22 protein-coding genes and 4 pseudogenes are annotated in these 21,108 nt (G+C 62.2%); 16 read left to right on the top strand and 10 right to left on the bottom strand.

All coding sequences use genetic code 11. The features are described 5' to 3' along the window. Window positions 1–88: 88 nt before the first annotated feature. Genes CAURIS_RS01295 through CAURIS_RS01285 form a run of 3 tightly spaced genes read right to left on the bottom strand, consistent with a single transcriptional unit; the run spans window position 89 to window position 1,361 of the window. Window positions 89–541, bottom strand: coding sequence for a hypothetical protein (locus CAURIS_RS01295; protein WP_019193809.1), 453 nt, complete (start codon window positions 539–541; stop codon window positions 89–91). Further along, window positions 541–954: a hypothetical protein gene (locus CAURIS_RS01290; protein ID WP_290342429.1), complete on the bottom strand. Its 414-nt coding sequence runs from the start codon at window positions 952–954 to the stop codon at window positions 541–543. Before CAURIS_RS01290 ends, CAURIS_RS01295 begins: the two co-directional genes overlap by 1 nt. 11 nt (window positions 955–965) lie before the next feature. Further along, window positions 966–1,361 (bottom strand): hypothetical protein, encoded by a 396-nt coding sequence (locus tag CAURIS_RS01285; protein WP_290342428.1) that lies wholly within the window; start codon window positions 1,359–1,361, stop codon window positions 966–968. A 214-nt stretch (window positions 1,362–1,575) separates the two neighbouring features. Between CAURIS_RS01285 and CAURIS_RS01280 the strand changes: the two genes are divergently transcribed. Together CAURIS_RS01280 and CAURIS_RS11590 are read left to right on the top strand one after the other, a co-directional pair. After that, window positions 1,576–1,863 carry a transposase gene (locus CAURIS_RS01280; protein ID WP_290342427.1) on the top strand — a complete coding sequence of 96 codons (288 nt, stop codon included), beginning with the start codon at window positions 1,576–1,578 and terminating at the stop codon, window positions 1,861–1,863. A 164-nt stretch (window positions 1,864–2,027) separates the two neighbouring features. Then, entirely contained in the window at window positions 2,028–2,135 is a 108-nt protein-coding gene (locus CAURIS_RS11590) for an IS3 family transposase (RefSeq protein ID WP_353959242.1), read from the top strand. Between the two features lie 347 nt (window positions 2,136–2,482). Here CAURIS_RS11590 and CAURIS_RS01275 read toward each other — a convergent pair whose 3' ends face one another. The 3 genes and pseudogenes from CAURIS_RS01275 to CAURIS_RS01265 form a co-directional block, all read right to left on the bottom strand. Beyond that, window positions 2,483–2,827: a hypothetical protein gene (locus tag CAURIS_RS01275; protein WP_435384013.1), complete on the bottom strand. Its 345-nt coding sequence runs from the start codon at window positions 2,825–2,827 to the stop codon at window positions 2,483–2,485. A gap of 149 nt (window positions 2,828–2,976) precedes the next feature. Next, window positions 2,977–4,459, bottom strand: a pseudogene (locus CAURIS_RS01270) (multicopper oxidase family protein). A 71-nt stretch (window positions 4,460–4,530) separates the two neighbouring features. Beyond that, entirely contained in the window at window positions 4,531–5,106 is a 576-nt protein-coding gene (locus tag CAURIS_RS01265) for a CueP family metal-binding protein (protein ID WP_019193804.1), read from the bottom strand. A 403-nt stretch (window positions 5,107–5,509) separates the two neighbouring features. Between CAURIS_RS01265 and CAURIS_RS01260 the strand changes: the two genes are divergently transcribed. The 3 genes from CAURIS_RS01260 (at window position 5,510) to CAURIS_RS01250 (ending at window position 7,790) form a co-directional block, all read left to right on the top strand. Next, window positions 5,510–6,232 carry a response regulator transcription factor gene (locus CAURIS_RS01260; protein ID WP_290342426.1) on the top strand — a complete coding sequence of 241 codons (723 nt, stop codon included), beginning with the start codon at window positions 5,510–5,512 and terminating at the stop codon, window positions 6,230–6,232. Beyond that, complete coding sequence (locus tag CAURIS_RS01255; protein ID WP_290342425.1) at window positions 6,229–7,356, top strand: sensor histidine kinase; 1,128 nt, start codon at window positions 6,229–6,231, stop codon at window positions 7,354–7,356. The genes CAURIS_RS01260 and CAURIS_RS01255 overlap by 4 nt, the downstream gene beginning before the upstream one ends. Window positions 7,357–7,463: 107 nt before the next feature. Further along, window positions 7,464–7,790, top strand: coding sequence for a heavy-metal-associated domain-containing protein (locus tag CAURIS_RS01250; protein ID WP_019193801.1), 327 nt, complete (start codon window positions 7,464–7,466; stop codon window positions 7,788–7,790). 6 nt (window positions 7,791–7,796) lie between these two features. Here CAURIS_RS01250 and CAURIS_RS01245 read toward each other — a convergent pair whose 3' ends face one another. Further along, entirely contained in the window at window positions 7,797–8,042 is a 246-nt protein-coding gene (locus tag CAURIS_RS01245) for a hypothetical protein (protein ID WP_040421024.1), read from the bottom strand. Between CAURIS_RS01245 and CAURIS_RS01240 the strand changes: the two genes are divergently transcribed. From CAURIS_RS01240 to CAURIS_RS11585, 4 genes and pseudogenes are all read left to right on the top strand, one after another. Further along, the gene (locus CAURIS_RS01240) at window positions 7,968–10,073 is read left to right on the top strand and encodes a copper-translocating P-type ATPase (protein WP_231908938.1); all 2,106 of its coding nucleotides are present in this window, start codon (window positions 7,968–7,970) and stop codon (window positions 10,071–10,073) included. The genes CAURIS_RS01245 and CAURIS_RS01240 overlap by 75 nt on opposite strands. Window positions 10,074–10,125: 52 nt before the next feature. Next, window positions 10,126–10,788, top strand: a complete 663-nt coding sequence (locus tag CAURIS_RS01235) for a DUF305 domain-containing protein (RefSeq protein ID WP_290342423.1) — start codon at window positions 10,126–10,128, stop codon at window positions 10,786–10,788. Between the two features lie 188 nt (window positions 10,789–10,976). Further along, entirely contained in the window at window positions 10,977–11,570 is a 594-nt protein-coding gene (locus tag CAURIS_RS01230; protein WP_290342422.1) for a hypothetical protein, read from the top strand. A 36-nt stretch (window positions 11,571–11,606) separates the two neighbouring features. After that, a pseudogene (locus CAURIS_RS11585) lies at window positions 11,607–12,795 on the top strand (IS3 family transposase). Here the strand turns inward: CAURIS_RS11585 and CAURIS_RS01205 are convergent. Together CAURIS_RS01205 and CAURIS_RS01200 are read right to left on the bottom strand one after the other, a co-directional pair. Then, a complete protein-coding gene (locus CAURIS_RS01205; protein ID WP_290342418.1) occupies window positions 12,779–13,051 on the bottom strand; it encodes a hypothetical protein in 273 nt (90 codons plus the stop codon). The pseudogene CAURIS_RS11585 and the gene CAURIS_RS01205 sit on opposite strands and share 17 nt — an antisense overlap. An 8-nt stretch (window positions 13,052–13,059) precedes the next feature. Then, window positions 13,060–13,857: pseudogene (locus CAURIS_RS01200) on the bottom strand (LGFP repeat-containing protein). Between the two features lie 229 nt (window positions 13,858–14,086). Here CAURIS_RS01200 and CAURIS_RS01195 point away from each other — a divergent pair. The 7 genes and pseudogenes from CAURIS_RS01195 (at window position 14,087) to CAURIS_RS01170 (ending at window position 19,730) form a co-directional block, all read left to right on the top strand. After that, the gene (locus CAURIS_RS01195; RefSeq protein ID WP_435384012.1) at window positions 14,087–15,415 is read left to right on the top strand and encodes a sugar nucleotide-binding protein; all 1,329 of its coding nucleotides are present in this window, start codon (window positions 14,087–14,089) and stop codon (window positions 15,413–15,415) included. Between the two features lie 3 nt (window positions 15,416–15,418). Then, a complete protein-coding gene (gene rfbA / locus CAURIS_RS01190) occupies window positions 15,419–16,282 on the top strand; it encodes a glucose-1-phosphate thymidylyltransferase RfbA (protein WP_290342417.1) in 864 nt (287 codons plus the stop codon). A gap of 11 nt (window positions 16,283–16,293) precedes the next feature. After that, window positions 16,294–17,118: a glycosyltransferase gene (locus CAURIS_RS01185; protein WP_290342416.1), complete on the top strand. Its 825-nt coding sequence runs from the start codon at window positions 16,294–16,296 to the stop codon at window positions 17,116–17,118. 13 nt (window positions 17,119–17,131) lie between these two features. Further along, window positions 17,132–17,830: a polyprenyl-phospho-N-acetylgalactosaminyl synthase PpgS gene (gene ppgS / locus CAURIS_RS01180; RefSeq protein ID WP_290342415.1), complete on the top strand. Its 699-nt coding sequence runs from the start codon at window positions 17,132–17,134 to the stop codon at window positions 17,828–17,830. Further along, complete coding sequence (locus CAURIS_RS01175; RefSeq protein WP_290342414.1) at window positions 17,827–18,168, top strand: DUF2304 domain-containing protein; 342 nt, start codon at window positions 17,827–17,829, stop codon at window positions 18,166–18,168. The genes ppgS and CAURIS_RS01175 overlap by 4 nt, the downstream gene beginning before the upstream one ends. Before the next feature lie 109 nt (window positions 18,169–18,277). Further along, window positions 18,278–18,367: pseudogene (locus CAURIS_RS11580) on the top strand (hypothetical protein); the annotation flags it as partial. Window positions 18,368–18,584: 217 nt separating this feature from the next. Beyond that, window positions 18,585–19,730 carry a hypothetical protein gene (locus CAURIS_RS01170; RefSeq protein ID WP_290342413.1) on the top strand — a complete coding sequence of 382 codons (1,146 nt, stop codon included), beginning with the start codon at window positions 18,585–18,587 and terminating at the stop codon, window positions 19,728–19,730. 754 nt (window positions 19,731–20,484) lie between these two features. Here the strand turns inward: CAURIS_RS01170 and CAURIS_RS01165 are convergent. Further along, window positions 20,485–20,949 carry an ATP-binding protein gene (locus CAURIS_RS01165; RefSeq protein ID WP_290342412.1) on the bottom strand — a complete coding sequence of 155 codons (465 nt, stop codon included), beginning with the start codon at window positions 20,947–20,949 and terminating at the stop codon, window positions 20,485–20,487. Window positions 20,950–21,108 lie beyond the last annotated feature (159 nt).

Here is a 21,108-nt window from a genome sequence, read left to right as displayed (position 1 = left end):
TCGGCCGGTTCAGCGGGTTTTGAAAACGAATGTGTAAAAGGTCATTGTTGTTTTCATTTCGGCGCAGGCTGTGTGGAGCGCCTATTGCCTAAAATTCCGGTTCGACGGTTTCTGCGAGAAATTCTTCGTGGGACCAGTATGTCCGGTCCCAGTAGCAGATGAAGTCACGCGGCTCGATCGTGATGTAGTGATCCGGAAGGACGAGGCCATACTCCTGGGTGATAACTTGTAGGCCCTTTGCTTCGAGTGCCTGCGCTGTTTCATCGACCGGTAGGCTGTTGTCTGGGCCGATGGGGACGCCGAGGAAGGTGACGTTGTCGTTGTTGAAGTCCACTCGGGCGGTGACGCATCTGCCGTCTTCGATGATCGAGACGATCTTCCACATCTCTTCCTCCGCACCGTCATTGTCGATGAGGAGGAAGCCCTCGAGGTCGGTACCGGATCCCTTCTTGTTGAAGAAATAGTCGTCGAGAAGGGCGATGTTTTCCTCGACCGTGCCGCCGAGATTGAAGTGCAGCGGCAAATCAAAAGTGAAATCCATTAGTCGCCTTTCGGGTTAGCGTCCGGATCGGTTGCGGTCCAACAGATGGTGGCAGTTTCTCCTTCGAAAACGTAGAACGACACTCCGGTGCCAGTGACCGTGATGCCGCCTGATTCTTTCTTTGTGGGGATATCGCGTTTTTTCAACTCGTTTTGGAATTTGGTGGCACGCATGGGTACCGGAATGCCCAGGAACGTGTCGCCTGGTTCCAGCGATAAGACCTCGCATTCGGTAGAGAGACCCTTTTCGAAAAGTATTTTCACGTAGCGACTCTCTCCATTGAAATCAGCTGTTCCTCTTAAGGTTTCCATGGACAAAAGATCGCGTCGGAAGGGGTCGGCAATTCGGGATGCGAGGTGGTCGATGTTTTTCCCGAACTCGAGCGGTTCAGGCGGATGAGTAGAAAATTCCATGCTGGGGTCTCCTAGGTGAGTTGGTTTGGGTTGACGCGTGGGGAAGGTGATCTGGTGATGAAGCCTTCTTTCAGTGCGTATTCGATTGCCTCGTCCAGGGCTTCATCATATCGACCTTCGAATTGGGGTTGAGTTAGAAAATCGTATTCCATTTGGAAGATCTTATCCGTATCACCTTTCTTGAATAATTCAGCTTGGAGTTCACGATACCGCTTAGCTTCTTTCTTAGGCCCCCAGCTTTCTGTCAGTCTGTGATCCTCCGGGGTCATTTGGATAGCGGGTGCGTTGCTCGGGTTGAGCCCCTTTCTTCCCAGTCCTCCTGCGGCATCAGGATTGCTCTTGATAACCTCCTGCGCTATCAGGTGGTGGCGGTGAAGCTGGATGCCTGTTACGTGTGTCGCGTTCAACCTGTAGTAGCTGCTACCGCGCAATGGCTGTTCAACGGTAGACTTTACGCTACATCTTAAGGATTCTGCTAGGAGGAATGCTGCAGGTGCAGCGTGAGCGGTTCGGTATGTCGGTGGGGCTGTCGCACTAATTGCTTGGTTCGCCCCGGGTTTAATAGAGGGTAGGAATTTGGAAAAGGAGCCCTACACATGCCCTCGAAGTAGACGCCTTAAGTTGAAGCAGCGCGCCATCGAACTGGTGCTGCACGCGCAAGCTGACCTGGACACGTCTCGTGGTGCGATATCCCGCATCGCTGTCGAGCTCGGAATGAGCAAGGAAACTCTGCGCGGCTGGGTCCGCGCTCATAAACAATCCGGCGCGGCAACCCCGGCTGAATCGGTGGATTGTGCAGCACAAAACCGCAGACTGCGAGCTGAACTGATTGAAGCGAAGCGCGCTAACGAGATTTTGAAAAGAGCATCAGCTTTTTTCGCGCCCGAGTGCGAGCGCCCACACACGTAGTCGTCCGGTTCATCGACGACAACCGGGAGGAATTCGGGGTCGAGCCGATTATTCGCACCCTTGGCGACAACCCAGCACGACAATCGCCCTGAGCACCTACTACGCCTACACACCCCTGGCCTGAATCATCTCGATCTATCCGCGACCGACAACTACGCAAAGCGTTGCGTGCTATCTACGACGACAACTACTCCTGCTATGGAGCGCGCACACTATGGGCTGAGGTCAATCGCCGAGGCGACTTCGGTCACGTCGCCCGGTGCACCGCCTAGTGCCTCATGGCACTCGACAGCATCCACGGCATCCGTGGTATCCGACGCCGGAGGAAAAGGCCTTCCACCCGTGAGCGCTGCCCCCGATAACTGCCCATTCGACTTGGTCACACGCGGCTTGTGTGTCGATGCGCCGAACCGACTGCAGGTCGCGGACATCACATACACCCCCCCCACACACGTGTCGGATGGGTGTACGCCTTTGTCCTCGACGCGTACACCCTGCGAGATTGTTGGCTGGCCCATCACCAACCACATGCGCCCATCACTGGCTAAAGACGCACTCGACATGGCCTTGTCAGCGCGCTTGCGCGCCGGTGAAGATGTCTCCGGTCTGATCCATCACTTTAGACAGGGGCGTGCAGTACAGGTCGGTCGTCTACGGACAGACCCTGGCTCAGTCGCAGGTTATCGCCTCGGTTGGCTCGCGGGGGCCCGACCTCGCCTTCAAAATCAGACAGGCTGATCTCCTCACCCTCCTCCATCAGCGACGGGCCGGAGAAGTCCGGCAGCGGGGCACGTTCCTCCTTTGCGTAGATAATCTCGGTTTGGCCTCCTGGTGAGTGGAACTGGAAGGTGCCCCCGACGGCGACGGCGTTTCGGGCGCCGTCGCCTGAGGAACAGGCCGTCAGGGTCACGGCGCTGAGCACCGCGGCAACCGCGATGGCGGCTCTGCGGGGTGTGCTCGGCATGGATTAGATCTCCTTATTCCGGGGCGGTGGGTAAGAAGACGGTGTTCTGGTTGTCCCGGAAGACCACAACACCGAGGAAGGTCATCGTGCTGCCCGGTGGGTGGTCTGCAGCGACCCAGCTCACCCCAGCGACCGACCATGCTGTGGGGTTAGGCGTACCGCAGGGAACTCATCATCCCAGTTTCCTGGTGATAAGCGTTGTGGCAGTGAAACGCCCACTCACCGGGGTTGTCGGCGATCAAGTCCGCGTTCACCGTTTCGCCGGGGAGAATGAGGACAGTGTCCTTGCGCAGACCGCTACTTCCGGGAAGAGCCCAGGTATGCCCGTGCAGGTGCATCGGATGGGGCATGGCCGTGGGGTTGTGCATCCGCATCCGCAGGCGTTGGCCTTCTTGGACTGTGCCCGGGGAATCAGCACCGTCGATGCGCAGTCCCCACTGGTAGGGCATCATCTGGCCGGTTAATTCGACCGCTGTTTCCTTATCCACGTCACCGGCCGGGAGCAGGGCTCGTTCCGCCGGCTCAAAGGACGTCAAGAAGGTACCGGGGGCAGTGAGTTCGGGGAAGGTAGTCTCTGGTGCGGGGGTCTGGCCCGCGGCGGTCCGGATGACGGCAAACGCCCAGTCGTCCTTGCCGGCGGCCAGGGCGGTCAGGGGAAAGACCCCATCACCGAGTACCACCTCCACGTCGACGCGTTCACCCATCGAGAGGTAGAACGACTCGATGTCGTGGGGACGGACCGGGAAACCGTCGACGTGGGTGACGGTCATGCGGTGGCCACCGAGAGCCACCTTGAAGATGGTGTCAGCGCCGGAGCTGATGAACCTCAGGCGGGCTTTATCCCCCGGTCAGGCATTAAACGTTCGGTGCGCCCGGGGAATGCGTCCGTTGATGAGGTAGTGCGGATACATCACATCGCCGGCATCCCCGCCCAGTACCCGGTCCGGGGTGCCGTGCGTCATCTGGCCGTGACCTCCCATCCCCTTCTTCCCGTTATGGTCGCCCGAACCCATTCCGGTGAGCTTGTCGAGCTCATCGTCGGGAGTGCCCTGAATGCCATCGACCCAGTCGTCGAGCACGATGGTCCACTCGACGTCCTGGTCCTCAGCGTCGTCCGGGTCGCGGATGATCAGTGGGGCGTGCAGACCCCGGTCGAGTTGTAGGCCGGAGTGGGAATGGTAGAAGTAGGTGCCACCGTGGGGGACTTCAAAAGCGTAGGAGAAAGACTCGCCAGGTTCAATGGGGTCCTGGGTCATGCCGGGCACACCGTCGGCTGCGTTGTGGAGTGCGATGCCATGCCAGTGGATGGAGGTGCTCTCAGGCAGTTCATTGGTGATATCGACCTGGAGGACGTCGCCGGCGGTGGCCTCAATGGCCGTATCCCTGGTGTCAGAGACGTATCCCCACGTCTTGGCTTCGATGCCGCCGATATCCAGGGAGAGGGGCCGGGGCGGTCAGTGTCCGGCGCACCGTCGGCTCACCGAGCGCAGTGGGGGTGGGAGTGGGGCGAAGGGAGGGATCTGGTGCTGAGGCAGCGGGTCCAGGGTCGCTGGTGCAGGCGGCCACGGCCCCGGTGCCGGCGAGGACGAGCCCGCCGAGCAGAAACTGTCGTCGGGAAAACGCGTTCATCATGATTTAACCTTCCTTGGTGTTAGATTTCAGTGACACGGGAGACAGGCGCAGGTGAGGACCCTGCTGAGCCATCACGTCAGGCGCAGGTCTGTGACACAGGTGGCGCCGTCGTCGGTGGTGGAAAACTCCGTGGTGCCGGTACGCCCCTGGTAGCTGACCTCAATCAGGCCGGTGGCATCATCGGGAAGCCAGAAGCCAATAAACCCGTTGTCGAAGGTGGTTGTCGCCTCGTCCACCAGCACCTCACCGGTCGCCTCATCGGTGATCGTGACCTGGATATCCTCATTGTCGAGTTCCCCCAGGCAGGTCGTGAGGCTGTGGTAGAAGCAGTCGTGGGTGGAGGTGAGATAGGGTGCGATCGAGACATACGTCTGATTGTCGGGAAGATCGACCATGACTTCCTGGTCATCGCTCGAGAGCAGCAGTTCATCGGCGCGCACTGAGGCGATCAGATCCGTGGGACGCTCTGTGACCTTCTGCCGGTCGAGGTGATCAATGATCTCCACCGCGTCCATGGCGGCCAGGCCATGGACAGTCAGGAATGTGTCCTGGGACACCGTCCCATCGGCGGTGGGTTCCGGGTCGGCGGCCGAACACCCCGTGAGGGCGAGGGCGAGGGCGGCGGCTGCGATCGCTGCTCGTTTCACGTCAATCTCCTTGGATCGTGGTAGGGCCATAAGAAGACACCGCCTCAAGGTCGATGCCATACCTTTATCTAGCACGGGTGCCTGACGGACTAGAATCCAAAAACCCTGCTCACAGTCTTATAACAGGGCGAAAAGGGGGTGAATTCGGTGGGCTGGGTCACCACCGGGGCACCACCCCACAGTCGTGGGCGATGTCCTTCTACCCGCCCCGGGTATGCGGTGCAGGCAGTGAAATCCCTGGTGGCGCCTGCTGAACCGACCAGGGGAGGCGATGCCGCCGGCCCGGGTTGGGGCACAGGGGTGACGGCGGTCGAAGGGTGATGTTTGAAGATTTGATGAAGTTTTCCCCGCCGGGCACTGAGCGAGGGTGGTATTCCCCCTGGCCGGAGCGATACTTGGGTCTATGGCTGACCGCACACCGACCACCGCCACGCCCCCGGGGCGGGTGCTGGTCGTCGATGATGAACAATCCCTGGCTCAGATGGTGGCCGCCTACCTCATCCGGGCCGGCTTCGATACCCGCCAGGCGCACACCGGCACCCAGGCCGTGGACGAGGCCCGTCGCTTTTCCCCCGATGTTGTGGTGCTGGATCTGGGGCTGCCCGAACTCGACGGCCTGGAGGTGTGCCGACGGATCCGCACCTTCTCGGACTGCTACATCCTCATGCTCACCGCGCGTGGCAGCGAGGACGACAAGATCAGCGGTTTGACCCTGGGGGCGGATGACTACATCACCAAACCTTTTAGCATCCGGGAACTGGTGACCCGGGTGCATGCGGTGCTGCGCCGCCCGCGCACCAGCACCACCCCACCGCAGGTGACCACCCCCTTGATCGTTGGTGATCTCATCCTTGACCCCGTCGCCCATCAGGTGCGGGTGGGGGAGACGACCGTGGAGCTCACCCGCACGGAGTTCGAGCTGCTGGTTGCCCTGGCCCTGCGCCCCGGCCAGGTGCTGACCCGCCACGACCTGGTCACCGAGGTCTGGGACACCGCCTGGGTCGGTGATGAACGCATCGTCGATGTCCACATCGGCAACTTGCGTCGCAAGCTCGGTACCGACACCCGGGGCCGGGGGTTTATCGACACCGTGCGTGGCGTGGGCTACCGGGTGGGGCAGCCATGAATCACGGACCCGGCCTGACCTTCCGCTTCCTGGCTGCCCAGGTGTTTGTCGTGGTGATTAGCCTGCTGGTGGCCTCGGCCGTGGCCACGGTGGTGGGCCCGACCCTGTTCCATGATCATATGTTGATGGCCGGCCGGGAGGACCCCTCGCTGGAGCTGTTCCATGCCGAGCAGGCCTACCGGGACGCCAACCTGATCACCCTGACCGTCGCCCTGCCCACTGCCTTGATCAGCGCCCTGCTGGCCAGCCTGTGGTTATCGCGTCGCCTGCGCACCCCCCTGCAGGATCTCACCCGCGCCGCTACCAGCCTGGCGGCCGGCAACTATCGTATCCGCGTGCCCGCCGGAGAAGCAGGCCCCGAGGTCACCACCCTGGCGCATGCCTTCAACGCCATGGCCGACCGGCTGGAACACACCGAACAGGTCCGCCGCCAGATGCTCTCTGATCTGGCCCACGAAATGGGCACCCCCTTATCGGTGCTCACGGCCTACCTCGATGGTCTCCAGGACGGGGTCGTGGACTGGAATAATGCCGCCCACACGATCATGGCTGACCAACTCACCCGCCTGACCCGGTTGATGGAAGACATCGACGATGTCTCCCGGGCCCAGGAACACCGGATCGATTTGGACCTGGCGGAGGAAGGGCTCGGGGATCTGCTCCATACCGCCGCTGCTGCCGCGGGGGAAGCTTATGCTGACAAAGGCGTCGATTTACAGGTCGAGACCATTACGGACACCGCCCGGGTGCTCGTGGACCGGCAACGCTTCGGCCAGGTGATGAGCAATCTCCTGTCGAACGCGCTACGGCACACCCCGGCCGGCGGGCAGGTCCGGATCGGCGTCCACCGACAGGGGGAGTCCACCGCGCTCATCCACGTCGCCGATGACGGCGAGGGCATCCCACCTGGCCAGCTCGGACACATCTTCGAACGCTTCTACCGGGGGGATGCCGCCCGCAGCCGGGACAACGGCGGGGCCGGTATCGGCCTGACCATCTCCAAGGCATTGGTCGAGGCCCACGGCGGCACTCTCACCGCCACCTCCCCCGGACCCGGTCGCGGAGCGGTGTTTGCCCTCCGCCTCCCGCTGTCCCCTCCCGACAGTGAGGAGGCTACTCGGTGACCACACCCTGCCCCGCGTGAGGGCCGTGCCCGCCACCCCTTGAAAATATACCCCGGGGGGGTATATGCTAGGCATCGCCCATCCCGCCGACCAGTAGGAGCTTTCCCATGATCACCTCCCCGCCCCGCCTCTTGCCGATGGCCTCCCACGGCTGCAGCTGTTGCGGACCTGCCTCACGTGCCGACACCGCCTCCATCCCTGCCGCCAGCGACTCGTCAGCGGGAGGGTCCTCCCCTAGCTACCAGGTCACCGGCCTGACCTGCGGGCACTGCGCGAAAAGCGTGACCCAGGCCCTTCAGGCCCTCCCCCAGGTCGACGACGTCCAGATTGATCTCGCTGCTGGTGGTGTTTCCACCGTCACCGTCACCGGTGCCGTACCTCCGGAGATGGTTCGCCGGGCCATCGAAGAGGCCGGCTACACCGTCTTATCCTGATCAGTTTTACCCATCATCTCGACCCTGACCGGGTTGAGCGGAAGGAACGTCATGAGCACTCCCCACCATTCCGGTGATCACTATGGTGATCACCCCGCTCCGGAAACAGACCACACCCACCACCCGGATCATGCCAGCCACGAACACCACGCAGATACCGACACCCACGGCCAGGCGATGCCCCACGATCACCCGCACTCCGCCCTGGACGAAGACCACCGCGTTCATGGTCACGGCGAACACGCCGGACACAGCACCGCAATGTTTCGGGACCGCTTCTGGTGGTCGCTGATTCTGTCCATTCCCGTCGTTATTTTCAGCCCCATGGTCGCCCACCTGCTCGGCTACCACCTCCCGGCATTCCCCGGATCCACCTGGATCCCCCCGGTGCTGGGCACGATCATCTTCGTCTACGGCGGAACGCCTTTCCTCAAGGGCGGATGGAACGAACTGAAATCCCGCCAACCCGGGATGATGCTCCTGATCGCCATGGCCATCACCGTGGCGTTTGTCGCCTCCTGGGTCACCACTCTGGGGCTGGGCGGTTTTGACCTGGACTTCTGGTGGGAGCTGTCCCTGCTGGTGACCATCATGCTGCTGGGCCACTGGCTGGAGATGCGTGCTCTCGGGGCCGCGTCCTCCGCGCTTGACGCGCTGGCTGCCCTGCTGCCGGACGAGGCCGAGAAAGTCATCGACGGGACCACCCGCACCGTGGCCATCTCCGAGCTGGTCGTCGACGACGTCGTGCTGGTGAGGGCCGGTGCCCGGGTGCCGGCCGACGGAACCATCCTCGACGGAGCCGCCGAATTCGATGAGGCGATGATCACCGGCGAATCCCGTCCCGTCTTCCGCGACACCGGTGACAAGGTGGTCGCCGGTACCGTGGCCACCGACAACACCGTCCGCATCCGGGTGGAGGCTACCGGCGGAGACACCGCCCTGGCCGGGATCCAACGCATGGTTGCCGACGCCCAGGAGTCCTCCTCCCGGGCCCAGGCCCTGGCGGATCGGGCGGCGGCGTTGTTGTTCTGGTTCGCGCTGATCTCCGCTCTGATCACCGCGGTGGTGTGGACCATTATCGGCAGCCCGGACGATGCCGTGGTGCGCACGGTCACGGTGCTGGTCATCGCCTGTCCGCACGCCCTGGGCCTGGCGATTCCGCTGGTCATTGCGATCTCCAGCGAGCGGGCCGCGAAATCCGGGGTGCTCATCAAGGACCGGATGGCGCTCGAGCGGATGCGCACCATCGACGTGGTGCTCTTCGACAAAACCGGCACTCTGACCGAGGGGGCGCACGCGGTCACCGGTGTCGCCGCAGCTGTCGGCGTCACCGAGGGCGAGCTGCTGGCCCTGGCCGCCTCCGCGGAGGCCGACAGCGAGCACCCCGTGGCCCGCGCCATCGTGGCGGCCGCGGCCGCCCATCCCGAGGCCTCCCGTCAGCAAATCCGTGCAACTGGTTTCAGCGCCGCCTCCGGCCGGGGGGTCCGGGCCACTGTCGATGGCGCTGAGATCCTCGTGGGCGGGCCGAACATGCTGCGCGAGTTCAACCTCACCACCCCGGCCGAGCTCACCGACACCACCAGCGCCTGGACCGGGCGTGGGGCCGGTGTGCTCCATATTGTCCGCGACGGTCAGATCATCGGTGCGGTGGCCGTCGAGGACAAGATCCGCCCCGAATCCCGCGCCGCCGTGAAAGCCCTGCAGGACCGCGGGGTGAAGGTCGCGATGATCACCGGCGACGCCCAGCAGGTGGCCCACGCTGTCGGTCAGGATTTAGGCATTAATGAGGTCTTCGCCGAGGTCCTGCCCCAGGACAAGGACACCAAGGTCACCCAGTTACAGGAGCGTGGCCTGAGCGTGGCCATGGTCGGCGACGGTGTCAACGACGCCCCCGCTCTGACCCGCGCGGAGGTCGGTATCGCCATCGGGGCCGGCACGGATGTGGCCATGGAATCCGCCGGAGTGGTCCTGGCCAGTGATGACCCTCGTGCAGTGCTGTCGATGATTGAGCTCTCGCAGGCCAGCTACCGCAAGATGATCCAGAACCTCATCTGGGCCTCTGGCTACAACATTCTCGCCGTGCCGCTGGCCGCCGGCGTGCTCGCCCCGATCGGGTTCGTGCTGTCCCCGGCTGTGGGCGCGATCTTGATGTCTGCCTCGACCATCGTGGTGGCCCTGAACGCCCAGCTGTTGCGCCGCATTGATTTGGATCCGGCCCACCTGGCTCCGACCGACGGGAAGGAGGAGAAGGCTGCTATGAGCTCTGCAGCCCCCGTCCGCTGACTTTCAATCCTTCATCGACTCCCCCATACACAACCTCCGAAAGGGAACCCCCATGAAGCGCACCATCACCATCGCCGCTCTCGCCTTGACCTCCATTCTGGTTTTGTCCGCCTGCGCAGATAACACTGAGGGAGAAAACACCGACACCACGACCATCGCCACTACGTCCGCCCCCGACACCACCGAAACGACCGGGGCCACCACGGATCCTGAGACAGAGACGGGGGCGGCCGGAGAGGTCTCCGCCGAGCACAATGACGCGGACATCATGTTCGCGCAGATGATGATCCCGCATCACCAACAGGCCGTGGAGATGAGTGAAATCCTCCTGGCCAAGGACGATATCCCGGCCGAGGTCATCGAGTTCGCCCAGGGTGTTATCGATGCCCAGGGCCCGGAGATCGACCGGATGAATACCATGCTCGAGACCTGGGAAGAAGATCCGGTCACCGGTGATATGGGTGAGATGGACCATGGCGGGATGAGTGGAATGATGAGCGAGGAGGACATGACAGCCCTCGAGGACGCCCAGGGCACCGAGGCTGCCCGGCTATACCTTGAGCAGATGACCGCCCACCATGAGGGCGCCGTCGATATGGCCCGCGATGAGGTCACTGATGGCCAGAACCCGCAGGCCATCGCTCTGGCTGAGCAGGTCATTGAAGATCAGGAGGCCGAGATCGCCGAGATGGAGCAGATGCTCAACGAGCTCTGAACAAGGACGTTCCCCGACCACCCCAGATGAGAAACACGACCATACAGCCATCGTGTTGCGCGGTCGTATCTAGTAACACCGTGGTGAGTATCGAGTAACGCATTGGTGAGTATCCAGTAACAGTTCGGGGGAGGATTCTGGTGACCGCGTGACTTCAGGGCACGCGGCGTTACCAGAGGAGTCTGATTGTGACTGACTACCGGGCGGTAATGGATCAAGTGCTGAAAGGCTGGTCTGTCCGCCAAATCTGTTCGAGTTCGCGGTGCTCGCACACCACCGTGCAAAAGGCTCGCGATTCGCTGGTGGAACACAACATCACAACCCGTGAGCAACTTCGTGGGGTTGCGGATCATGAGCTGGCGGACTGGTTCGTCGACGGGCGCAGCCATGCTCAGGGGGATTTCGTCCCGATCGATTTCGACGCTGTCGCCAAAGCGCGCACCGGGCGCAACAAGGTGACCCTGCAGGTGCTGTGGGGCCGCTACACCGCACAACCTGGGGGCACAGGCCAGCGGTACTACAGCTACGAGCGGTTTCGTCAACTTGTGGCTCAACACGTTGATGCAGCCGGGCTGACCGCCAGGATCACCCATGCCCCGGGCCATACGATGCAGGTGGACTGGGCAGGCACGAAGATGCGGTTGTTTGACCCCACCGGCGGACAAGGCTCGAAGGTCAGCATCTTTGTCGCCTCGCTGCCGTATTCGGGCATGGTGTTCGCCTGCGCGTGCGCGGATGAGCGCCAGGGAGGACCTGACCCCCTGTTGGTGGACATAGGCTAGCCCCGGTTGATAGCCGGAGGAAGGTAGTCTCAGTCCATGCCTCGTAAGTCCTACTCTGAGGAGTTCAAGCGCGACGCGGTCGCGATGTATGAAGACACAGACGGTGTGTCTCTTAACTCGGTTGCTCATGATCTCGGTGTTAACCGTGGCAGTCTCGCTGCCTGGGTTACGCGCTACGGCACGGGCAAAAAAGCCCGCGCAACAAAAAGCATCGGATTCAGAGCGGATCCGACAGCTCGAGAAGCAAAACCGGCTTCTTCAAGAAGAGCGAGATATCCTTCGCAAGGCGGCGCAGTATTTTGCGAAAGAGATGGGCTTGTGATCCGCTTCACGTTCATCTGGGACCATCGCACCGAGTTTTCGCTCACACGGATGTGCGACGTGCTGAAGGTGCAGCGATCTTCCTATTACAAGTGGAAAAAGACGCAGGCCGCGCGCCGTCAGCAGGGTTGTTGACGATGCTGTTCTTGGTGCTCGTATCCGCACTGTGTTCACCGACGAACACGGACTCTACGGAGCCAAGCGCATCGCCGCGGTGTTGAACGATTCTGATTCGGGGGCGCATGAGGTGGTCAATCACAAACGCGTTGCACGCATCATGAAGGCCATGGGCATCCAGGGGTTTGACGAAGAAACGTCGCGTGCGCACCACCGTGGCAGATGCTGGCCGCAGTGTCTTTTTCGGATCTTGTTCGCAGGCAGTTTCATGCCCCGGCGCCGAATCGCGTGCTTGTCGGCGACATTACCTACCTGCCGGTATCCGGTGGCGGCAATATGTATCTTGCCACCGTGATCGATTGTTATTCCCGCAGGCTGGTGGGATTTTCTATTGCTTGCCACATGCGCGTCGATCTGGTTATCGATGCGTTGGACTCAGCGCGGCGCGCCCGGGGCAGTCTGAAAGGAGCGATTTTTCATTCAGATCACGGCAGTGTCTATACCTCGAAGGCATTTCGCTCACGATGCACGATGTTAGGGGTGACCCAATCGATGGGGGCGGTGGGAACCAGCGCAGACAACGCGCTGGCGGAGTCGTTCAACGCGACATTGAAACGCGAGGTGCTGCACAACCGAAAAATGCTTCGACTCGATGCTGCACGCCAGACGGGACGTCTTCGCGTGGTGTGTGCGCTACAACCAGAAGCGCAGACACTCATGGTGCGATTATCTCTCGCCCATCGAGTTCGAAAACCGCACCTGCGGTAAACTCACCCTGACCGCATAAGTTCAATTCCCTGTGTCCACTTTCCCGGGGTCGGGCCCTTCTCATCCGCCGGTGGGGCGGTGACCTCGTCGAAACGGATGGTCAGCAGGCGACCAGCTCCCTCGGGGTGGTCGGCGGCTGTTTTTAAGGTGAATCCGGTATCCGAGATGCGGTCAACGGTGACTTTTCCGCTGCGCCCACCGACACCGGTAACGGTGCATACCGCGCCCTGGGTGATTTCTTTCGGACACCCCGTTAACGGGAAGTACTTGTCCATGTTCTGAATCAGTTCGCGGTGTGCCAGCGAGGAAGGTCTTCTTTTGCGAAAAGGGGGTAGACCTGCCGGTAGCTGGAGTAAGCCTTGTTGTCGAACTTTTCCAGGGCTAGATTGGTGGGTTCGAATGCTTGGATGGAACCACCGATGAAGTTTTGTTTTATCCCGCCGCCGGCGGTGTACGGATCCGACGACGGGAATCCGAGGGGGCTTTTCTCCCAGCCGGCTTTGGCCCAAAAGTCGCGAATCTTCCCGCTAACAGTGTGTACCCCGCCAGCAGGCGAGTAGTAGATCGATTAGTAGATCGATCCGTTCTGAAAGTGGTTGTACTTGCCTTTTCCGTCCGGGGTTGTCAACTCATCGGTGGTGGGATAGCCTAGCGGGCCAGTCTCCCACCCTTGGGCCGCCCACTTATCACGAATTCCACCCCAGATCTGGTGCGCGTCGGTGTTCGGCGACCAGTAGATTGATCCGCCCTGGAAGTGGTTGAACCGGCCCACACCGTCAGGTGTTTTCAACTCATCGGTTACGGGGTAGCCCAGTGCGGCGTTTTCCCACCCGAGATCGCCCCATTTGTCGCGGATGCGTCCACCCACCTGGTGGGCGGTGCCGTTGTCGACGTTGGGGTGCCAGTAGATGGAGGCGTCGCGTTGGAAGACCTGGAAACGACCGTTCCATGCAGCCACACTCTCCGGTGTGGTGGCATCCCCGAACCTGCCCCATCCACCAAGCCGGTGGTAGGTCTCCTCAATTCTCCCGCCGATCCAGTAGCCGTGGAACACTGCGGCCGAGGCGGTAGCCACCGTCATTGCACACACCATCACAGCGCCAGCGACAACAGCCGTAACCCGTGCACCGAGCCTCACGGCACACCACCTCACACACAGTAAATAACAACGCTTCTCTACGAAACCTTTGGACATCCGAAATACTAAGACACCCCCGGCAACTTCGCTCGGCAACCGGGAATATTTCTTTCCCCCGGCACACTTCCTCACATCCGGGAAGAACCTTCCACCCCGCCTACACTTGATCCCCATGAGCCCTACCCCCATCAACGGCCTGGAAATCCACCCCCTGACCCTCCACGAGGACAACCGCGGCTGGTTCAAGGAGAACTGGTCCGGCCAGCGTCTGCGCCCGGCGCAGAACAACGTCTCCTTCAACGCCCGGCGCGGCGCGACCCGCGGCATGCACGCCGAGCCGTGGGACAAGTGGGTCTCCGTCGCCTCCGGGCGCGCCTACGGCGCGTGGGTGGACATGCGCGGGGGCTCGCCCACCTACGGCGCGACCTGGGGCACCGAGATCGGCCCCGACACCGCCGTGTTCGTCCCGCGCGGGGTGGCCAACGGCTTCCAGGCTCTTGAGGACGCAACCACGTACACCTACCTGGTCAACGCCCGCTACAACCCCAACGGCGCGTACGCCTACTGCTCCTACCGCGAGATCGACTGGCCGCTCGAGCCCGCCGAGCTCTCCGAGGCGGATAAGAAGCATCCGCCGCTTGCCTGCGCCCCCACCGTGCCACCCCGCAAAATCCTCATCACCGGCGCGAACGGCCAGCTCGGCCGTGCGCTACGCAAGGTGTACTCCGAGCGCGAGGCGGAGTTTTGCACCCGGGCGGAGTTCGACATCACCGCTCCCCCGGAGCGGAATTGGAACGAGTACCGGGCGATCATCAACTGCGCCGCCTACAACGACGTCAACGGGGCGGAAACCGAGAGGCACGCAGCCTGGGCAGTCAACGCGGACGCGGTCGCCGGACTCGCCCGCATCGCCTCCGAGCACGACCTGACCCTGGTGCACGTCTCCAGCGACTACGTCTTCGATGGGTTACATACAGAGCACTCCGAGGACGAGCTCCCGTCGCCCTTAAGCGCCTATGGGGCGTCGAAAAGCGCGGGCGAAACCGCGGCACGGGCCACGCCGCGCCACTACGTCATCCGCACCTCCTGGGTCTTCGGCGAGGGCGAGAACTTCATGGAATCCATGGCGCGCCTCTACGAACGCGGCGTGCAGCCCAGCGTGATCATGGACCAGCGCGGCCGCCCCACCCACGCCGAGGACCTTGCCAAGGGCATCGCGCACCTTCTGGCCACGGGCGCCGAGTACGGGGTGTACAACATCACCTCCGCGGGCGATCCCGCCGGGCGCGACGAGATCGCCATGGCCGTCTTCGCCGGGCTCGGCGGCGACCCGGCGGACGTGCACCCGGTGACCACCGCGCAGTACGCCGCCCTCGCTGGACCGGAGGCGCCGCGCCCGGCGGAATCGACGCTCAGCCTGGACAAGATCACGGCAACGGGCTTCACGCCCTCGCACTGGCGCGCCGCGCTGGCCATCTACCTCGCGCTTCGGGGGGCCTAAACCGTGAAAGGCATCATCCTGGCGGGCGGCTCGGGCACGCGGCTCTACCCCATCACCAAGGGCATATCCAAGCAGCTCATGCCCATCTACGACAAGCCGATGATCTACTACCCGCTGAGCACCCTCATCAGCGCCGGCATCCGCGAGATCCTCGTCATCACCACCCCCGAGGACGCCCCCACTTTTCGACGCCTCCTCGGCGACGGCTCCCAGTTCGGCGTCATGCTGGACTACGCCGTGCAGCCCTCGCCCGACGGCCTGGCCCAGGCCTTCGTCATCGGCGAGGATTTCATCGGCGAGGATTCCGTGGCCCTCGTGCTCGGCGACAACATTTTTGACGGCTCCGGTCTGACGGAGGTGCTCGGGCAGGTCCGCGACATCGAGGGCGGCGCCATCTTCGCCTACGAGGTCTCCGACCCGCAGCGCTACGGCGTGGTGGAGTTCGACGACTCCGGCACGGCCCTGTCGATCGAGGAAAAACCCGAGCACCCAAAGTCCCCCTTCGCGGTGGTGGGCCTGTACTTCTACGACAACAGCGTGGTCGACATCGCCCGCCGCATCACCCCCTCGGCGCGCGGCGAACTGGAGATCACCTCGGTCAACGAGGCCTACCTGCGCCGCGGCGCCCTCACGGTGCACCGGCTCCACCGCGGCGACGTGTGGCTCGACACCGGCACCATCGACTCCATGAGCGAGGCGAGCTCGTACGTCGAGGTCATCCAGAAACGCACCGGGACCGTCATCGGCTCCCCCGAGGTCGCGGCCTACCGCGAGGGGTTCATCTCCCGGGAATACCTGCGCCAGCTCGGCGAGACGATGCTGAAATCCGGGTACGGGCGCTACCTCATCGACGCCGCACGGGACTAGGATTAGCCGCCGTGGCCACCGTTTCCGCTCTCCTGTCCGCCTATCGCGGCACCCCCGCCGACGAGCTGCGCACCGCGCTCGACTCTTTGCTCGCCCAGACCCGCCCCGCCGACGAGATCGTCCTCGTCTTCGACGGGCCCGTCTCCGACGAGGTCGCCTCGACCGTCCGGGGCTACGGCGACGCGGTGCGCGTGGTCGCGCTCGAACGCAACGGCGGCCTCGGCCCCGCGCTTCAGGCGGGGCTGGAGTCCATCGACTCCGACTATGTGCTGCGCCTCGACACCGACGACGCCGCCTACCCGCAGCGGCTGGAGAAACAGCTGGAGTTCATGGAGGCCCACCCCGAGGTCGCCGCCCTGGGTTCGGCCGTGACCGAGTTCCAGCACGAGGCCGAGCTGGGCGACCCCGCCGCGCTGCGGGTGCGGGCGCTGCCCGAGCACCACGCCGAGCTCGCGCGTTACGCGCTGATCAACTCGCCGCTCAACCACCCCTCCGTCATGCTGCGCACCGCCGACGTCACCGCCGCCGGCGGGTACAGGGGCGTGCACTTCATGGAGGACTACGACCTGTGGGCGCGGCTCATCGCCGCGGGCTACGCGCTGCACAACCTGCCCGAGCCGCTGACGCACTTCCGCGTCAGCCCCGCTCAGTTCGCGCGCCGCACCGGCCGGGGGATGTTCGCCGCCGAGCGGCAGATGCAGGCCAACCTGGTTCGCTACGGCCTGATCGGGCCGTGGCGCTCCCGCGCTAACCTGGCCGTCCGCACGGCCTACCGGCTTTTGCCCACAGCGGTTCTGACGCGCGTGTACGCCAAACTTTTCCACCGCGCGGGGTAACCTAATCGGTGCCATGAACGAGATTCAGGATTACTCAGACACCTGGCTGATCGTCCCCTGTTTCAACGAGGGGCCGGTGATCCAGTCGGTGCTCGAAAACGCGCGGGCGACTTTCCCGAACGTCGTCGCCGTCAACGATGGCTCCAAGGACAACTCCGCCGCGGCGATCCGCGCCGCGGGCGCCCACCTGGTCAACCACCCCGTCAACCTCGGGCAGGGCGCCGCGCTGCAGACGGGCATCGAGTACGCGCGCTCGCAGCCGGGGGCGCGCTACTTTGTCACCTTCGACGCCGACGGCCAGCACCAAGTCAAAGACGTCGTGCGCATGGTCGCCCGGCTACGCGAGGAGCCCCTCGACATCGTCGTGGGCACCCGCTTCGCCGGGCAGGACAACTCCCAGGTGCCGTGGATCAAGCGCGTGGTGCTCAAGACCGTCGTCTTCCTCTCCCCCCGCACGCGCCGCCTCGGGCTGTCCGACGCCCACAACGGCCTCCGCGCCTTTAACAAAAAAGTCGCCGACGAGATGAACATTCGAATGAACGGCATGTCCCACGCCTCCGAGATCGTCGCCATGATCGACGACCGCAACTGGCGCGTCTCCGAGGAGCCCGTGGACATCCTCTACACCGAATACTCCATGAGCAAGGGCCAGTCTCTCATCAACGGGATCAACATTCTGGCCGACGGCTTCGTCGCAAGGAGACTCCCGTGATCCAGATCCTCCTGCTGCTTGCAGCGTTCCTCCTCGCCCTGTACTTCTTTGCCAACCGCCGCAAGGCGAACGCAAAGGCGTGGGTCAAGGTCGGCTTCTTCGCCCTCGTTCTCGCCGCCATCTGGGCGATTCTGCGCCCCGACGACGTCACCGTCGTGGCCAACTGGCTCGGCGTGGACCGCGGCACCGACCTCATGCTCTACGTGCTCATCGTGGCCTTCTTCTTCACCACGATCTCCACGTGGACCCGCTTCCGCGAGCAGGAGCTGCGCTACGCGCGCCTGGCGCGAGCCGTGGCGTTGCAGAACGCGGTCGCCCCGGAATCGCGCACGCCGTAGCGTCTTCCGTCGTCCACCCCGACGTGCTCCGCGTGGATGGGGTGTGGGCGGTCTTCGGGCCGAGGTGTGAGATGTTCTCGTCGCGACTTCGACATGGGTCGGCTGGTACAACAACCGTCGTGTGCACTCGGCGCTGGGGTACCGCCCACCCTGCGAGGCCCATCAGGAATACACCGCCGCGAAAGCCCAAGCGGCCTAATCAACAACAATATGGCCCTCTACAAAACCCTGGGCTTGACAGGGCCCTCTACAAAACTCGAGGCTTGACAGGACCCCAAAACGTCACCAAGATCCGAAACCCGATACACCACTACCCAAGACTAGACCGGCAGATCCACCACTACCCAGGACTTGACCGGGGTGTACCCCTCCGATGTCAGAGATGACGATCAGGTTTCACCGTACTGAAATACAGTGTGGTAGACAAAGGTATGCGTGCGGCGACGACAATCAAGGCTGTTTTTTCCTTCGCGGTTTTTTCGGGAATTTTTGCCCTGTTGGCGGGTTGCTCGCCAGCAGGAGATGGAGGTCCAGCAGCTTCGACGGCACAGGACTGGTCGGAGTCAGGTAATTACATTGTCTCTTACGGCCCGGTGCTTGAGCCCTTTGGGAATAACAGTTCAAATAGCTACTACCTCCATGCACCTACAGGGCAAGAGATTGACCACGTGCAAGGCTCGGGTAGCTGGACTCCGGTAGCTCTCCCGACAAACGGGGGAAGCTACCTCTACTTCGCCGACTCAATACAACAGCACGGTCTGCACAACGGTTCCGTTGACATCCACGACTATGACCCCATTACGTATTTCAGATCTTCTCCCGAAGGCTCTATGGCGATTGCCATTGTCAACTCGTCGCAATCAGACACATTCGCCCACCAAGCAATCGTTCTGAAGGAAGATGGGGCCACTTCAACTCACGACCTCCCGTTAGTTCCACACTCTCTCGCTGTCGGTGAGAAACATGCCATCGTAATCGGATATACGCCGAACGGAACAGCTAGCGACAGAAGAATGTTTCTCTTAGATGCCGAGGGAAACGGCAGGGAAATAGCGTTTCCAGATGGCTACGAAGTCAACTCCCCTGATTTTAAGTATCCACACGTCAACTATCTGGGGGATGGGCTCTTCGAGATTCTCCAGGGACGAGTGGAGGGAAACCGAACTTTTCTCACTGCTTTCGAAGTCCGAGTAAGCGGGGACGACACGCTCGACACTGAGCAAGTAACCGAGCACGTCATGACACTCCATGAAGATTTTGCTGTCACTCGCACCCTGCAACGAGGCGAAAACGGGTTCATTGACAACGAAGGCAGAGTGTTCATCAATAGAAGGGATTCTGCAGATCCCGAGTTAACGGGAACGATTGAGGGATTTTCCGAAGAACAGTTCATTCCCGTGAATTCCGCTGGCTCCGACGCCAAATTCGCACTGAACCGAGGTGGAAAAATTGAAGTGAGGAGCTGGAACGCTCCGGAAAAACCGCTGACAACCTTCGATTACCACAGTGAAGCGTGTAAGGACTCGAGCTGCGGGATATCGTCAATCTCCGAGATTGGCTAACTGCAGATCGAGGATTCTTCCTCTGCTCATGACATGTACTTGTACCACGTCGTACGACCAATGCCGAGCCGGCGGGCCGCCTTTGCCTTAGGTACACCACCGGCCACCCACTGCTTGGCCTGTGCAACTTGGCAAAACACAGGCGGCCATGATGTCGGCGGCGGTTTGGGCGATGTCGCCATCCGCGACCGGATCATTCGGGTCGGCGAAGCTGTGAAGATCAGGCACTCGCCGTCATACACCAGTCACGTGCCCTCGGAACGAACGTCTAAGTCGGTGTGGTCGATGAGGGGCCACATCCACCAGGTGTGGGGTCCCCGGGGCGACTACTCACCACGCCGCCGACCTCATATTCGATATGCAACCGCTGAACCGAACTGCTTTACGGAAACCACCAAACGCATAGCCCAGCCACGTCAAACGCCCGAGCCAGGCAAGGTCTCCCCTTGCCCATACGCTCCCGTGTGTCTGATCTGATGTAGTTGGTCCGGTTCGGCTTGGGAAGTAGGCCGTGTTGGCGGCCTGTTTTAGTCCGTTTCAGCGCTGAAAATTAGGCCACTTCCCAATGTGGCTGTGACTGGTGTGGCCCCTTTTTTGGATAGGGAAAGGACCATGCCGATAACGATCCCCCAGTAGGTTTCTGTTCCTGAGAAATGTCCTGTTCAGAAGACCGAAATGGTAGCGGTGTGGTGAGTATCTGGTAGCGCCTGAGTGGGTACCCGGTAGCGGTATCTCACTCAGGCGTTGCCGGTTGTTATGCGTTGGTGGTCAGGCGCATGTTTGGTCCTTCGAGTGTGATGATTTCGGCGCCGGAGACGAGTCGGTTGAGGATTGACTCGGAGATCACGGCGTCGGGGATGGACTTGTACCACTCGTGTGGGGTGAACTGTGAGGTCACAATGGTTGAGACTTTGCGTTCCCGCCCGGCGAGGATATTGAGTAGTTGGTGCGCGGTCGCGGCGTCAACAGGTGTGGTGAGAAAGTCATCCAGGACTAGGACGTCGACGTCGTGGAGTTGCTGGATGAACTTCAGCCGTGTGGGGTTATCGGGGCGGAGGACTGCCAGTTCGGCGGCGAGCATGTCGGTGCGGTAGAACCGTGCGGAGTAGTCGTTGCGGCATGCTGCGGTGATGAGTGCTTGGGCGAGGTAGGTTTTACCAACTGAGGATTTGGTTCGCTCGTGAAACCGCGCGGTGCGAGCATCCGAACTGGTGTTCAATCTGGCGGTAAGAACGCTGCCGAATCAGCAGCGTCATCACCGCACGGTAATCCGTCATAAGCGGACTCCTTCCAGTACGAGCCGCACCCGAGTGGTGCGGCTACCGGAAGTATCACCTTGAGCGCTGTGAGCTGCTACCGGATACTCACTGAAGCGCTA

The organism is Corynebacterium auris (assembly GCF_030408575.1).
Lineage (GTDB): Bacteria > Actinomycetota > Actinomycetes > Mycobacteriales > Mycobacteriaceae > Corynebacterium > Corynebacterium auris.
This window is presented reverse-complemented; position numbering and strand designations above follow the sequence as displayed.

Excerpts from the sequence above, each read along its gene's own strand:
- CAURIS_RS01275 (WP_435384013.1), bottom strand. The coding sequence starts at position 2,827 with ATGCCGAGCACACCCCGCAGAGCCGCCATCGCGGTTGCCGCGGTGCTC.
- CAURIS_RS01240 (WP_231908938.1), top strand. The coding sequence starts at position 7,968 with ATGCCCCACGATCACCCGCACTCCGCCCTGGACGAAGACCACCGCGTT.
- CAURIS_RS01195 (WP_435384012.1), top strand. The coding sequence starts at position 14,087 with ATGAGCCCTACCCCCATCAACGGCCTGGAAATCCACCCCCTGACCCTC.
- CAURIS_RS01260 (WP_290342426.1), top strand. The coding sequence starts at position 5,510 with ATGGCTGACCGCACACCGACCACCGCCACGCCCCCGGGGCGGGTGCTG.
- CAURIS_RS01235 (WP_290342423.1), top strand. The coding sequence starts at position 10,126 with ATGAAGCGCACCATCACCATCGCCGCTCTCGCCTTGACCTCCATTCTG.
- CAURIS_RS01205 (WP_290342418.1), bottom strand. The coding sequence starts at position 13,051 with ATGGACAAGTACTTCCCGTTAACGGGGTGTCCGAAAGAAATCACCCAG.
- ppgS (WP_290342415.1), top strand. The coding sequence starts at position 17,132 with ATGAACGAGATTCAGGATTACTCAGACACCTGGCTGATCGTCCCCTGT.
- CAURIS_RS01295 (WP_019193809.1), bottom strand. The coding sequence starts at position 541 with ATGGATTTCACTTTTGATTTGCCGCTGCACTTCAATCTCGGCGGCACG.
- CAURIS_RS01290 (WP_290342429.1), bottom strand. The coding sequence starts at position 954 with ATGGAATTTTCTACTCATCCGCCTGAACCGCTCGAGTTCGGGAAAAAC.
- CAURIS_RS01255 (WP_290342425.1), top strand. The coding sequence starts at position 6,229 with ATGAATCACGGACCCGGCCTGACCTTCCGCTTCCTGGCTGCCCAGGTG.
- CAURIS_RS01250 (WP_019193801.1), top strand. The coding sequence starts at position 7,464 with ATGATCACCTCCCCGCCCCGCCTCTTGCCGATGGCCTCCCACGGCTGC.